This window comes from Bradyrhizobium sp. ISRA442, assembly GCF_038085055.1.
Taxonomy (GTDB): Bacteria; Pseudomonadota; Alphaproteobacteria; order Rhizobiales; family Xanthobacteraceae; genus Bradyrhizobium.
The window spans coordinates 491,713-505,063 of sequence record NZ_JALGCN010000002.1 but is presented as its reverse complement, the minus strand read 5'-3'; the positions used below and the strand labels follow the sequence as shown (position 1 = coordinate 505,063).

Sequence of the window (13,351 nt, the reverse complement as noted above, 5' to 3'; positions counted from 1 at the left end):
TGCACGGGTGCCCAAATCGACGTCAACGAACCTTAATCGCTAAATAGTACGATAATGTGCCATGATAGGAGTGAAACGTGGGTGAGATCATTCGATTTGCACCAAAGTCAGAGCGAGAGCGAGCTCGCCTTGTTCGAGAAGCTCGAGCAATCTATGACAGCGTCTTCCCGCCGTCTGAATTCGCCTGCGACCAGTCGGACAATGCATGCGCAAGCCACATGCGCGTGGGCGCAGACATCGATCGCGGCGATGGGGGCGTATCATGATCGCGATCATCGCCGTACTCTGCAGCCTTTCTTCTCCAGCAAATTGCCACGAGCAGACCGTCACCACCTCGAACTTCGCTGACATCTCGATGCAGTCCTGCCTGATGGGGGCACCGCAGCTTGCCGACTGGATGAATCAGCATCCGACCGAGCGCCTCGCGGCATGGCGCTGCGTGCTCGGCAAAAAGGATGGCAGGGGCGCTTAGGGTCCCCGGGCCGATTTTGCTCCTCAAATAGGTTCCGCGACTCCGCGCTCGATCAGCGAGGAGTCAATTTGCTTGGGTCCAGGCGGGCATGAGGAAATCCGCCAGGACTGGGATGAGATAAGCGCGGCCGAGCTCGACCAAGGCGGTCATGATCAATTTTCTGATCGGAGTGAAGTATTCGCCGTAGGCGGCAGCTAACCGGTCACGTCAGCGACAGACGTCGATCACCACCTGTGCGCCGGCCGTGGCTCTTTGGCCATCTCCAGTGACGATGTTGATGCACACGACGCCGCGACGATGTCATGCCCCCTGGAGTAGAACGATCTTCGAGCTAATGATGCCTGTGCCGCCGATCACTATCTCCACAGGTTACTTTCCTTCGACGCTCGCGGGACGTTCACATTGTTTCGATACTCCACCGAGGAGCTGCAGGCTCTTCCTGGCACGTCCAGTAGAAAGTAAAGAAAACAAACTTCGTAAACGCGCCCATGGAAGCTCCCACCGTCGCGGTTGAGGCGTCGCGGGTAAATTCGATGGCATGGACCGCTTCCGCCCTACGACGAAAGACCCTCGCTCCTCTTAAGTCCTAAGGGGGTTATTTGATGAGCGCGGTAAGCGCCTTGTCATTGGTGTCGAGGCAGTAGACAGCGAGCAGCCTCGCGCCTGAACTCACATCAGCGTGGGGCGGCCATCGATAAGGCTGCGCTACGCGGCGGTCGAGATAATGGTTCGGATCTTCGCGGACTTTCTACCTCTGGGTATCTACCAGCCTTTTTTCGGAGCCGGCACTTATGCCCCGATGGGCTTCACACCGTACTTTTGATAGTAGGTACTCCTGATTTCGTCCTGACTTCGAGGAGGGCGGGCGAAGACATGGGCTGGAGATAGCAACGGGCTGATTGAAGTGGTTTCGATTTTGACAACGTGATCGACAGGATACTCTAGGCCATTCGTCGCCCGAACCCAGTCGGCGATCATTAAGGACTCGCCATCTTCTGGCGGCAGTATCAACGCACGGCCCTTGAATCGGTAGCCGCGCCTCTGGAAGATGTCGACTACGTTAATTTCGACAGCGGGATTGCGCTTCAAGTTCAATATCGTCCGAGGCGAGGCGATGTCGGCGAAGTATAGAATGCCGGTTCTCACCGTCAAAGACGCCTTCGGGGAAAGATTTGGCGTTCCATCCTCGTTGACTGTCGCCACAAACGACAATATCGCTTGTTTGATGATTGCCTCCATGTCGGCAGTGATTTCAATCATAGATACTTTCTCCTTGCTCTTCGCGAGCGCTTCTAGCCAGCTGTCACTTGCAGCCCGCGTTGCACCGCCGGCCGCGCGAGGCCACGGGTGAGCCACGCCTGCACATGAAGAAAGCGGTCGAAGCCGACGAGATCGCGTGCTTCGTAGAAGCCGATCAAATTGCGCACCCAGCCGAGCAGCGAAATGTCGGCGACGCTGTAGTCGGCCCCCATCACCCAGTCCCGGTCCGCGAGCCGTTGGTCCAGGACACCGAGCAGCCGCGCTGATTCGTTCGCGTAGCGGTCGCGCGGGCGCTTGTCTTCATAGGCCTTACCGGCGAATTTGTTGAAGAACCCGACCTGGCCGAACATCGGCCCCACTCCGCCCATCTGCCACATCACCCACTGGATCGTTTCATAGCGGGTGTTTGGATCGGCCGAGATGAATTGTCCGGTCTTGTCGGCAAGGTAGAGGAGAATCGCGCCTGATTCGAACAGCGCGAGCGGTGTTCCGCTAGGCCCATCAGGGTCGTAGATTGCGGGAATCTTTCCGTTGGGGTTGAGCGCGAGAAACGCCGGGTCGTGGGTTTCGTTCGCCATGATGTCGATCTGGTGCGGCTCGTAAGGAAGGCTCGTTTCCTCAAGCATGATGCCGACTTTCACTCCGTTGGGCGTGGAAGTGGAAAAGAGTTGCAGCCGATCGGGATACTGCGCCGGCCAGCGCGCAAAAATTGGATGATCGACGGTCACTTTCTTCCTCCTAGATAAGCGGGCCGCGCCGGGCCGGGGCAAAGGCGAATTCTCCGCCAGGATGCGAGCCGAGCTTGCCCGCTGGTGCATCCAGAAAAGCAGGCAACGATACGGCCGCGGTATGGCATGGGTATCCGGGCACGACCTTGGAAATCAGCTGAGAGACGACGGGATGGATGGGCACAGCCTGCCCCACGCACAGGCCCGCGGGGAAGCGCTGACAATCCATGGGGGAGGGGATAACCGCTCGCCTTCGTTGCTTCCTCACGGACGAACTCGGATGATCGTTTTCCCGCTGATCCGTCGCGTCGGATTGAAAGCGGCGACAGCCTCATCAAGGGGCGCGATGTTTCCGATGTTTGTACGCAGTCGTCCGTCCCGTACCCGCTGGACGATCTCACCCAGTTGCGCGCGATCGGACACCAGAACAAAGTCGATCGCCAAGCCGTCGGCGGGCCGCGCTTCGGTCGGCCCGGCGATGGTTACCAACGTTCCTCCGGTTCGAACCAGGCCGGCGGACCGCTTACCGATCTCGCCCCCGATGACGTCGAAAACCAGATGGACACCGCCGGCGCCTTCGAGATCGTCGTTCTCGAGGTCGACGAACTCCTGCGCGCCGAAGTCGATCGCTTTCTGACGGTCGGCGGCACGTCCCGTGCCGATGACGTAGGCACCGGCCTCTCGTGCGAGCTGTGTCACCATCGAGCCGACCGCGCCGGCCGCGCCGTGCACGAGAACGCTCTGCCCCGCCTGAAGGCGACCGTGCACGAACAGTCCCTGCCAAGCAGTCAGGCCCGGCATCGCCACGGCCGCCCCCACCGAGAACTCGACGTCTCCTGGCAGCGGTGCGAGATTGCGTGCCTCCACTGCCACATACTCGGCCAGAGTGCCGCCGCGATACGAGTCCGAGAGACCGAACACCCGTTGTCCTACCGACAGTCCGGTCGTGCCATAGCCGAGAGCGGTGACAATACCTGCCAGCTCCTGGCCGGGAATCGTTGGCGACCGGTCACGGTCGAGACGATCGGTCCAGGTCGAAGGCCACGTCAGCTCGCCCGAGGTGAATCCAGACGCATGAACCTGAACGACGACGTCATTTATCGCTGCCTGCGGCTCGGGTCGCTCCACCAGCTTCATCCCCGCCGTTCCCGCAGCCTGGTCCGTCACAACGATCGCTTTCATGAGAATGATCTCCTCTGTCATTTGTCTCATTGCTGGGTATGTTGCGGCGATAATCTGCGCTTCAATCCGGATAAAGCGGCGCCCAGAATAGCGACGATTCTCATGACGCTGTTCCCTGTACTGGTGAACCGCTAGCGGTCGAGCCGTCGGACGTGCTCTTCCCGGTCCTGTCGATGTGCGGATTGCGCGCACCGAGAAGGGTGAATAGGGTGGCGACGACGGCAAGTCCGCCGTATCCGAGCGTGATCTGCGGAAGCGAGAACAGGCTGGCAAGTTGCCCGGAGATGAGGCTCGGGAAGGCGGCGCCGCTGTAGCAGAGAAGGTAGATCGCGCTGAAGATTGGTGCCCGTTCGGCGAGAGTGCTCCCGTGCAGCAAGCCGCGTGTGGCGGCGCTGATGGCGATGCCCTGGCCGGCACCGGCAACCATGGTCGCGGTGATGAACAACGCCAGTGCGCCGGCTAAGATTGCAGTGCCGATGCCGATCATTCCGGCCACGAAGGTGATCATACCGACGCGTTGGGCTACCGCGGATGTGAACCAGCCACCAATGGGAGCGCCGAGAACGCTGGGGGTCATATAGGCAGCGAACACTAGCCCGAGGATCAACGGGCTGCGGGTGTGGAGTTCATCTTGTACAAGCGCAGGCATGAACGCTTGGTAGAAGCCCCCGCTGGCCCAAGTAGCCAGAAACACCGCCGCCGCGACAGGGAGCAGATGCCTGACCCGCGCCGGTACGCTGACCTGGGGTAACAGCGATCGCCAAGCGCCCGGAGTCGGAGTTGCTGTTTCCGGACTGATTGCGACGAGTGCAACAGACAGTAATAGGAAGCAAACGCAGACGAGATAGATGAGTTCGCGCGGCCAGGGGCCGAACTCAACAAGCGCGCCGGATGCTATGGCGCCGATAGCGACGCCGAGCATCGGTCCTTGACTAGTGACAACGGACGCCAACCATTCCGGTCTGCTGGGTGCCGCATCGACGATGTAGGAGGTCAGACTGCTGCCAGCCAACCCGGTGCCGAGGCCGACGAGGAGCCGACCGGCCAGCAGAGTGTCGATGTCGTGCACATTCAGCAACAGCAGACACCCCAGCAGGAGAAGACCGAGGCTAGTGATCGCAGTGACCCGGCGGCCCAGATGATTGGACAGCCGTCCCAGTACCAACAGTGCGGATATGGTGCCGACGGCGTACGCAACGACGGCCATCGAAATACCGGCGTTAGTGAACCCGTCTTCTGTCCGGTAGGTGTTGTAAAGGGGGATCGGAGCGGCCGCAGCGGCGAATGAGACCACCAAGGAAACTACCGCTGATAAAAATGCCAGCGGGAGCATTCCGCTCCTGTAAGACTTGCTGATCACTGGTGGCAAGTTTTGCATCGAGTAGCGAATCGATCGTCTTCCAAAGAAATCGGGCGCGCAGATCCGAGTTCTCCGGTTGGTTTGCTTCACTAGGTGGCGGTGATATTGGTGCCAAGCTGACGAGTGGCCCCATCGCTGAGAGCTGCCACATCCGTCCTTTGGATATTGTCGATCAGGTACTGCCATCGTCGATCCGCGCGGCGTACGACGCCGCTCGCTGAGCCTTCAACGTATTTGCGACTTAGACCGTTGCCATCAATTGACCGATCCAGCCCGATCAGCGCGAAATCGCCGTCAACGTACACATGACGCGCGCTGGCCTTGAGCGGCAAACCGTACTTGAGATCGCACTCGAGTCGAGCGGCGATTTCGGTGGTAGTAGTTCGTCCGTCACTCGTAATGAAGACGGGCTTTGGGTCATACATTGGCATCATCGCGCCGACCTTCGGAGTGAAAACGCTCGAGCAGCGACGTCAGAATGTTTTCGGGTTTGGAAGCGAGCGGATTGGGTCCGGACATCAGGGGTCTCCTGCTCGTGTTGGCTGAAACGGTTGTCCTGGTCGTTATTCGACTGAGTGGCTGTCAAGGTCGCAGCGCGGCTCGAAAGTTTCCAATAGCCAGTACTTATGGTTTCCATAGCGAGGGGAATTGCGCAGCGACAGTCCTCAATCCCGTTCTTAGATCAAGACAAGTTGCTTAGCCGCGGCTGTGTCATCTACGTTAACCGAAAGCGTTGATTCTTCGGCCGGCGTGGAGCGGTGCTTCTGTGTTCTCCGTCCGATCTGCAGCTACTGGTCGCCCCGATTGACCAAGCAGATCTTTGGTCGACCTCCAAAGATCAAAGGTGAAGGCTGACTTCCCATGGCGGTCGACACGCAACCATCTCCTCCTTGTTTGGAGCCTCCGACGCGCACTGGCTTCGTCTCCTATCGGTGATGACGTATCACTGAGGGTCTTCCTTCGAGTTTCATGATGCTCCTGGAATGTCCTCAGCGACCGGGATGTACGCCACGCAGTGAAAACACGGCTGACGCCGCGCTGCGCAATGCCAAGCAGATCTATGGGCACCCCGGTTGCAGCGCCGAATGCGGCCGCTGCGCGCACACCATGAGGACGACTATCGACGAGGCGTACAGGGAGCGTGCACTAGCCTGTCAGGCTGGCTGCTCGCATCGTTTGACCAAGGATGAATGAGCTCAAATTCGCGTCGAAAACAGCCTAGCGTCCCTTGATTTGCTGGACAGGCGCCTCTCGGTTTCATGCCCAGAAAATGCCTGTCTGCTTGTTCTTCGTCAGAATCGTTCTAGACTTGCGAGGGTCAAGAACGGGCCTCAAGTCTTGGAGTTCATCATGCAGGGCGACGCGAAAGTCATCGAGTATCTCAACAAGGCACTGCGTCACGAGCTCACGGCAATTAATCAGTACTGGCTGCACTACCGCTTCCTGAATAATTGGGGTCTCCTAGAGATGGCTAAGGTCTGGCGCAAGGAGTCCATCGAGGAGATGGAGCACGCTGACAAGCTCACCGACCGCATCATCTTCTTCGATGGTTTCCCAAACATGCAGGTGCTCGATCCCCTGCGCATCGGCCAGAACGTCAAGGAGATTATCGAGTGCGATCTCGCCGCAGAGATGAGCGCGCGTGCCCTATATGAGGAAGCGGCGACCTATTGCCACAGCGTAAAGGACTACGTCACGCGCGACCTCTTCGAGGAGCTGATGAGCGATGAAGAACATCACATCGACTTCCTCGAAACCCAGCTCGATCTAATCGGCCGCATCGGCCTCGAGCTCTACACGCAGAAGCATGTCGGCGGGCTCAAGGCCGAAGGGCACTGAATTGCTGTGCCGTCCACGGCAATCGAAGAGTGTGGCGACGAGCAGCTGTAGCGATTGGTGCGGCTCACGCTTCAGTTGTGCTCGATCGCACGCAACCGTGCACTTTAGCGAGCACGACGTTCCAGCGCCGCGGATGCCGGTTCATGGAGGGCCGTGGTTTCGCCACCGGCGAATGACGAGTTTTCCATGATTGCCGACCGGGTCCGTGCGACGAATGGCCCCCGGGTATTCTGTCCATCTTCTCGTCAGAATTGAAACCACTTCAATTTCACGGCTTCTTTCTCCCGCTCATGTCTTTGCTGGTCCGCCTTGGGAGCCAGGATGAGATCAGGAACACATATCGGTGGGAAATACGAGCTGATCTCCGGGCCGTAGTAATCAGAAGCGCTCTCGGCGCAATACGATATGCTGCGTGGCAATTCAGGTTTTCGAGGTCTTATGTCTCAAGTCGACTGGTTGAGTCATCTCCTGCAAATCATCACCGTTACCGGCCAACTTGAGGTCCGCTGCGCCTACGGCGCACCATGGCGAATTATCTGGCCCAGGGCAGCGGCGAACGAGATCCCGTACCATGTCATAGTCAAGGGCCGCGCCATTTTCGAGGACCCGGATTCCAGAACGGTGCAGGAGCTTGGAAGCGGGGATATCGTGCTGCTCCCTCACGGTTCGGCGCATACGCTGCACGATGGCAGCGGCGAAACGCCGATCAGGACGCACCAAAGCAGGGGCACCGCAGGATGGATGTTGAGCGAGAACGATGGACCGGGTGAGCAACTCGATCTGCTGTGCGGACGATTTTTCGTCATGCCACCCCATGATCGATTGATCCGCAACTACCTGCCGGCAAATCTGGTCGTGCGGGCTGCGACAAACCATGGAGAAGGGGACATCGCATCGGCATCGAGTCAACTTTCCGGACTGGTCGGCCTGATGCGAATGGAGTCCGCTGGTGACAGAGCGGGAGGACGCGCCATTTTGAACGCGCTTTCTTCGGTCCTGTTCACTCTGGTTCTCCGCGCCGCGAGCGAAGCCGGCAAATCCACCGAAGGCTTGTTGGCGCTTGCCGGCAATCCGAGATTGGCAGCGGCCATTGCGGCGATGTTCGCGGATCCGGCGCGACCTTGGAAGCTTCCCGATCTGGCCGACTTATGCGGCATGTCACGCGCGACATTCATGCGCCAGTTTCAGGACAAGTTAGGCCGCTCCGCCCTCGACCTGTTGACCGATCTTCGCATGAGCATGGCCGCCAACGAGCTCAAGAAGCCAACGATCAGCACGGAAGCTGTGGCTGAAGCGGTCGGCTATCAATCCGTTTCGGCATTCCGGCGTGTGTTTGCGGACAGAATGGGGATGACGCCAGGGGAATGGCGCCGACTTGCGCACAACGGCGAGTAGGCGACAGGGGACCGGCGCAATGATCCTTTCGAGCATCATTTTGAGCCAATAGAGGCTCGAAATTATCAACTCCATCAGTAAGTTGGGGCTCCGTAATCACTTGATGAGGTCACCCAATGCACAACACCGCTACAACCGTCGCCGATCCCGAAACCTCCCGCTGGCGCGCGGGGCCGCTGCCGACAAACGCCGTCATCGAAACCATTCTGAGCCGCAGTGCTGCGAAGTACTATGACTCGACCGCCACCCTGAGCGATGATCAGATCCGTGACCTGGTGCGGATCGGTACTTCAGCGCCAACATCCTTCCATCTGCAGAACTGGCGCTTCATCGCTGTGCGCTCACCCGAAGCGAAGGCGCGGCTGCTTCCGATCGCCTGGAATCAGCCCGCAATCACCGAAGCAGCCGTTACCTTCATCATCGTCGGCCAATTGGCCGATGCCAGCACCGTTCCTGCGCGCCTGGCGCCGGTCGTGGAAGCCGGGATCATGCCGGCACATATGGTGCCGGAATGGGAGGGGCCCGCTCGCGGTCTTTACGACGATCATCCGCAGCGCCAGCGCGACGAGGCCGTGCGCTCCGCGACCTTCGGCGCCGCAGCCATCATCTATGCGGCCCGCTCGCTAGGCCTGGGGTCGACACCGATGATCGGTTTCGATGCAGAAGCCGTGCACAAAGAGTTCGGCCTGGCCGAAAACGAAATCCCGGTCATGCTGTTGACCGTCGGGCCGGAGCGGCCTGGCAACTGGCCGCAGAAGCCGCGCCTGCCCGTGGCCGACGTGCTGCACTTCGCATAACCAACTCTGAAATCAACTATCCAAGGAGAAATATCATGGCCAGAGCTGTTGCTGTGAAGCCGGACCACGTTCCGGCCGATTCGAAACCGACCCTCGATATGTTCACCAAGAACATCGGGTTCACGCCAAACATGCTTGCGACCTTCGCGCAAAGCCCGATCGCGTTCAACGCATGGGCCGCTCTGCTCGGCTCCTTGAGCAAGGCACTCGACGTCAAGACCCGCGACAGCATCGGCCTTGCGGTCTCCGAAGTGAACGGCTGCAACTACTGCCTGACGGTGCATAGCTTCACGGCGGAGCATATGGCCAAGCTGCCGGCGGAGGACATTGTTCTCGCCCGAAAGGGTCACGCAACCGACCCGAAGCGGGATGCCGCCGTCCAGTTTGCACGCAAGATCATCGAGAGCCGAGGCCATGTCACAGACGCCGATCTGCAAGCCGTCCGCGATGCTGGCTACACGGATGCGAATATCATGGAGATCGTCGCGCTCGTGGCCATGTACTCGCTGACGAACTTCTTCAACAACGTGTTCAATCCCGACAAGGACTTCCCCGCAGTCGCACCGGCCGGCTCGATCTGAGCCTGCCAGTGGTATCAACCGCGTCCAAGGAGCTATGGAGGCGGTTGATGCAAGAGCTTCCTAGCCATTTGGATCCCTCGCATGAATATCCTCCATATTGATAGCAGTCCTCGCCCGAAATCTCATAGCCGTGAGCTTTCGGCGGCGATCGTCAAGAAGCTTCTTCAGGTTGCGCCGGATGCGAGCATCAGGCAGCGTGATCTTGGAGCTGATCCTCTGCCTCACGCCACGGCTGACTACGCGGATACGCTGTCATCGCCGGCCACACTGGCGGCACCGCTGAAGGGCGCTTTGGACCTTGCCGAAACACTCATTCGGGAAGTCGAGGCGGCTGATGTGATTGTCATTGGAACGCCAATGCACAACTTCACTATCCCTTCGGTTCTTAAAGCGTGGATCGACCAGGTCCTGCGCGTCGGCCGCACAATGGAGTCAACGCCCGTCGGGAAGGTGGGAATGCTTCCGGATCGTCCGGTTTTTATCGGCGTCGCTTCCGGCGGCGTCTTTACCGCAGAGCGAGGAAATCAGCCTGATTTTCTCACGCCCTATCTGACGCTGGCACTGAACTCTATTGGGCTAAAGACGCTGCAATTCCTTCCGCTGCAGGCCACCGCGTTTATTGAAGAGGGCCAAGCTTCGCTAGCGAGCGAGAAGGCAATTGACGGTATCGACTTGACAGTCGTGCGAGAGCTTCGAGACGTCGCTGCTTGATCAGCCGTGCTCTCGAGTATCGCCAGACCGTATCGCAATGCTCTCCGTGCTCTGGACAAAGTCGCACCAGCGGCATTCTGAGGGCCCATGGCCAGCCTTGACAAGCGCCCGTTTAACCTCCGGCCCCCCGCGGGACTATCAACACGAGGTCTTCCGATGATTAGTACGCTTCCGCAAATCGGCGACAGGATCACCGACAAATCAGCATCGCCCGATGAAAGCAGCGTTCGCGACTGGATCGGAGCAGATGGCTTCGAATACTGGGCCAAGCTGCGGTCCTGGATCGATGAATCCTACCCCGAAGTTTTCGCGCCGGATTGGCTCTACGGTGGAAAGAACCGCGGTTGGTCCCTGCGTTACAAGAAGACCAAGGCGTTCTGCCACCTGGTGCCGGAATTCCGACGAGTTTCAGCTGTGGTGGTCATGGGTAGAGCAGAGCGAGAAAAGTTTGAGGAGCGGCGCTATGTTTGGCACCCGCAATTGATCAAACTCTACGATGACGCGAAAACATACATCGACGGAAAATGGCTAACGATTGCCGTCGCATCGGCAGATGATCTGCATGATGTGACGAACCTTCTGACTATGAAGCGCCCGCAAAAGTCGCGCGGTTGAAGGTCAAAGGAATGCTGGTTTGCCGGCGATAGCTCCAAGGATACGAAGAGTATATGAATCTTTCCGCTTCAATCGGAGTCTGCCGCGCCGCCCCGACGCCAAGCAGCAGCCCAACGCCGCCTGCCTTTATGCCCGTCGCAGGCTCCTGCAGCCGGCTGGGGGGCTCCTGGCGGCTAAGCAGACTTCGCGACCAGCATTGCCTGTTCGACGCTCACTGATTGGCTCATGCGTGCCGATACAGAATGATTGGAACGCCCGGAGCAAATTGGCTCAGGAAGTCGAAGTCCGGCTCGCACAGCGGGCCGGCGTGGCTCGTGCCAAGGAAATTGCGATGCTCGGGCGTCGACATACCCCCGCTGTGACTCGAACCCCCGACCGGTCGACAAGGGCGAGATGGTCGCGTGAGAGGAGATCGGGATCTGACCACCGATTGACCATCGAAACGACGGGAACAAACGGCGATAAAGGTGGTCAATCGCGAGCAATTTTCATTGTTTTTGTTGATCTTTTCGGCCGCTATTTACGTTCGGGACGCAGGGGTCGCAGGTTCGAATCCTGCCACTCCGACCATTCTTCCAAAAGTTACCGTTTTCCAGAGGCTTGGCGGATCGGCCGCCAGCGCCCGGGGGGCTTTTTGCACCGATTTGGAGGATGGGTCCACGCCGGATTTGAGCGGACAGAGGGGCCTGTCGGTGGGGCATGGCTATATGGTCCGCAGGACTATCCCGCCGGCCGTGGCTTGAACGAGATGGCAGCGCGCTTGGCCTTGATCCGGCCATGCACGCCGTAGCTGGAATCGAAGCTTAGTGTCGTGCGATCGCGATCGAAGTCGACATCGAGCCCGAACATGATCCTGGCTTCCATGAAATCGAAAAGCTCGATCTCCATCAGCTCGAAGATAGCGCAACTATGATGATAGTGCGGTTGAAGCGCCGCGCAATCTGCCGCAGCGGCTCGACTCTCATCTTACTTCCGCAGCAATTCTCTCAGCGCTGCCGTCGCCTCGGCGCATCGGATGTCATCGATATCGCGCGACAGGTTCGCGGCATTCGATTTCAGGGCTTCGATTTTCGCGCTCTCGGGGTGCTCACTCTCGAGTTGGGTGAGACGTTTGTTCAGATCGTCCAATCTGGATTGAAGCTGTCCAATGTTGGTGTTGGCAGATCCATTCACTTTCCAGACCCGTTGCGCACGCATCGAAGATTCCCCGCTTGTCTCACGGCGTTGTGAGCAGGGTTCGTGGCCGTAATGGGAGTTTCTTTTGTTCGGCGTTTGATTGGCGGGAACCGTTGCAATTTGGCAACGATGATGCTCGTCGAAAATTACCGCCGCGCCACCAGCACGCCTAGCAGAAAGGCCACCATCAATGAAGGCAGCGGCGCTTCGCGCACCATGTCGCGGACAATATCAGGCCAATGCTGGTCGGGGACGAGGCTCGGTGACCTGATCCGAGGCTTCGAATCGATGCCCCAGTCCGATGCGAGTTCGGCGATCTCGCTCGAGGCCAGTCGCGAGCCGTCGCGCACGCGGAAGATGGCGGCATCGGAACGGTCGCGCGGCGCAAGCGCCATCAGCGTCGCGATGGCGGTGCGCAGCGTCATCTCGCCGTAGCCTTGCAATCTCACCGACTCCTCGGGGTCGGATGTCATGCGAACGTCTACCTCACGATGCAAAATGGCTGGCAATGGTGAACACTGCCGTTGCGCAAAGGACCAGCGTGGAAACCGCGCCGGCCACGCCGCGCGCGAGATCGGCTCGCGTCAGGTGCCTGGTCATGATTCCGCTCCTTAGCTCTCATGGAGAATGGCGCTGGCGGATGTTGGTTCCTTTTGCCGGTTGCGTCCGAACGCCATCACGCAGGATGCGTCGGCTCTCGCCCGGAACCATTGCCATCCCTTCCGGTTGCCGTGCCGACCTCGATGACGAGGTGATCGAGGGACACATGCTGGTCATCCGCTACTTCATCTTCACTGGCGGCGTTCTGCTAGTTCTGCTGCTTCTCGCGGGCCACTACATGGGCAGTCCGGTGAGCACGGTCACCCCAGACGGGCAGGATGTGTCTGTCGTGCGGATTCATTCCGCGCAACGATGGCCGGAGAAGATCATCTTGGACACCAGCGCGCCGCAAGTTCCGCCACCTGACGTTGCCGCGACTGCAGCGCCGCCTTCGCCGCCATCGGAGATACAAGCCGCGCGGGGCCGCACGGGCGAGGCGTTCGCGATGGCGGCAAAGTCGACGGCCGAGTCGAAGCATGCGACGCCGCGGGCTGCGAACAGGCGTGTCGCACAACGTCATCATCGGCATCCGGTGCCGCGCGCATTCGCGAGCAACCAGACGATGTTCTTTGGACCGCGCCTGTCGGAGGGATGGTGGTGATCGGCGCAATCGCTCGCCTCCAACCGCTGCGGGC

17 protein-coding genes are annotated in these 13,351 nt (G+C 59.4%); 9 read left to right on the top strand and 8 right to left on the bottom strand.

Going from position 1 to position 13,351, the window contains the following annotated elements:
* Nucleotides 1–77: 77 nt before the first annotated feature.
* Together MTR72_RS05485 and MTR72_RS05480 are read left to right on the top strand one after the other, a co-directional pair.
* Entirely contained in the window at nucleotides 78–266 is a 189-nt protein-coding gene (locus MTR72_RS05485) for a hypothetical protein (protein ID WP_128935377.1), read from the top strand.
* On the top strand, nucleotides 263–472 hold the full coding sequence (locus tag MTR72_RS05480) for a hypothetical protein (RefSeq protein WP_128935376.1): 210 nt from the start codon (nucleotides 263–265) through the stop codon (nucleotides 470–472). The genes MTR72_RS05485 and MTR72_RS05480 overlap by 4 nt, the downstream gene beginning before the upstream one ends.
* A gap of 789 nt (nucleotides 473–1,261) precedes the next feature.
* On the opposite strand, the gene MTR72_RS05475 is transcribed toward MTR72_RS05480, so the two are convergent.
* The 5 genes from MTR72_RS05475 to MTR72_RS05455 form a co-directional block, all read right to left on the bottom strand.
* Nucleotides 1,262–1,732, bottom strand: a complete 471-nt coding sequence (locus MTR72_RS05475; protein ID WP_128935375.1) for a pyridoxamine 5'-phosphate oxidase family protein — start codon at nucleotides 1,730–1,732, stop codon at nucleotides 1,262–1,264.
* A 32-nt stretch (nucleotides 1,733–1,764) separates the two neighbouring features.
* Entirely contained in the window at nucleotides 1,765–2,460 is a 696-nt protein-coding gene (locus MTR72_RS05470) for a glutathione S-transferase N-terminal domain-containing protein (RefSeq protein WP_341510159.1), read from the bottom strand.
* Between the two features lie 264 nt (nucleotides 2,461–2,724).
* On the bottom strand, nucleotides 2,725–3,642 hold the full coding sequence (locus MTR72_RS05465; RefSeq protein ID WP_183260039.1) for an NADP-dependent oxidoreductase: 918 nt from the start codon (nucleotides 3,640–3,642) through the stop codon (nucleotides 2,725–2,727).
* Between the two features lie 100 nt (nucleotides 3,643–3,742).
* Complete coding sequence (locus MTR72_RS05460) at nucleotides 3,743–4,975, bottom strand: MFS transporter (protein WP_341510158.1); 1,233 nt, start codon at nucleotides 4,973–4,975, stop codon at nucleotides 3,743–3,745.
* Nucleotides 4,976–5,091: 116 nt separating this feature from the next.
* Complete coding sequence (locus MTR72_RS05455; RefSeq protein WP_212505201.1) at nucleotides 5,092–5,427, bottom strand: hypothetical protein; 336 nt, start codon at nucleotides 5,425–5,427, stop codon at nucleotides 5,092–5,094.
* 925 nt (nucleotides 5,428–6,352) lie between these two features.
* Here MTR72_RS05455 and bfr point away from each other — a divergent pair.
* The 6 genes from bfr (at nucleotide 6,353) to MTR72_RS05425 (ending at nucleotide 10,940) form a co-directional block, all read left to right on the top strand.
* Complete coding sequence (gene bfr, locus MTR72_RS05450; protein ID WP_341510157.1) at nucleotides 6,353–6,841, top strand: bacterioferritin; 489 nt, start codon at nucleotides 6,353–6,355, stop codon at nucleotides 6,839–6,841.
* 438 nt (nucleotides 6,842–7,279) lie between these two features.
* Nucleotides 7,280–8,236, top strand: a complete 957-nt coding sequence (locus tag MTR72_RS05445; protein ID WP_341510156.1) for an AraC family transcriptional regulator — start codon at nucleotides 7,280–7,282, stop codon at nucleotides 8,234–8,236.
* 116 nt (nucleotides 8,237–8,352) lie between these two features.
* Nucleotides 8,353–9,033: a nitroreductase family protein gene (locus MTR72_RS05440; protein ID WP_341510155.1), complete on the top strand. Its 681-nt coding sequence runs from the start codon at nucleotides 8,353–8,355 to the stop codon at nucleotides 9,031–9,033.
* A gap of 35 nt (nucleotides 9,034–9,068) precedes the next feature.
* Nucleotides 9,069–9,614 carry a carboxymuconolactone decarboxylase family protein gene (locus MTR72_RS05435; RefSeq protein ID WP_341510154.1) on the top strand — a complete coding sequence of 182 codons (546 nt, stop codon included), beginning with the start codon at nucleotides 9,069–9,071 and terminating at the stop codon, nucleotides 9,612–9,614.
* An 81-nt stretch (nucleotides 9,615–9,695) separates the two neighbouring features.
* A complete protein-coding gene (locus tag MTR72_RS05430; protein ID WP_341510153.1) occupies nucleotides 9,696–10,325 on the top strand; it encodes an FMN-dependent NADH-azoreductase in 630 nt (209 codons plus the stop codon).
* Nucleotides 10,326–10,481: 156 nt separating this feature from the next.
* The gene (locus tag MTR72_RS05425; protein WP_341510152.1) at nucleotides 10,482–10,940 is read left to right on the top strand and encodes a DUF3788 domain-containing protein; all 459 of its coding nucleotides are present in this window, start codon (nucleotides 10,482–10,484) and stop codon (nucleotides 10,938–10,940) included.
* 720 nt (nucleotides 10,941–11,660) lie between these two features.
* On the opposite strand, the gene MTR72_RS05420 is transcribed toward MTR72_RS05425, so the two are convergent.
* The 3 genes from MTR72_RS05420 to MTR72_RS05410 all read right to left on the bottom strand — a co-directional run bounded on the left by MTR72_RS05420 (nucleotide 11,661) and on the right by MTR72_RS05410 (nucleotide 12,589).
* Nucleotides 11,661–11,828, bottom strand: coding sequence for a hypothetical protein (locus MTR72_RS05420; RefSeq protein ID WP_280965399.1), 168 nt, complete (start codon nucleotides 11,826–11,828; stop codon nucleotides 11,661–11,663).
* A 78-nt stretch (nucleotides 11,829–11,906) separates the two neighbouring features.
* On the bottom strand, nucleotides 11,907–12,137 hold the full coding sequence (locus tag MTR72_RS05415) for a hypothetical protein (RefSeq protein WP_280965398.1): 231 nt from the start codon (nucleotides 12,135–12,137) through the stop codon (nucleotides 11,907–11,909).
* Nucleotides 12,138–12,262: 125 nt separating this feature from the next.
* Complete coding sequence (locus MTR72_RS05410; RefSeq protein WP_280965397.1) at nucleotides 12,263–12,589, bottom strand: hypothetical protein; 327 nt, start codon at nucleotides 12,587–12,589, stop codon at nucleotides 12,263–12,265.
* A 212-nt stretch (nucleotides 12,590–12,801) separates the two neighbouring features.
* Here MTR72_RS05410 and MTR72_RS05405 point away from each other — a divergent pair, with 212 nt between their 5' ends.
* Complete coding sequence (locus MTR72_RS05405; RefSeq protein ID WP_341510151.1) at nucleotides 12,802–13,317, top strand: hypothetical protein; 516 nt, start codon at nucleotides 12,802–12,804, stop codon at nucleotides 13,315–13,317.
* Nucleotides 13,318–13,351: the final 34 nt, after the last annotated feature.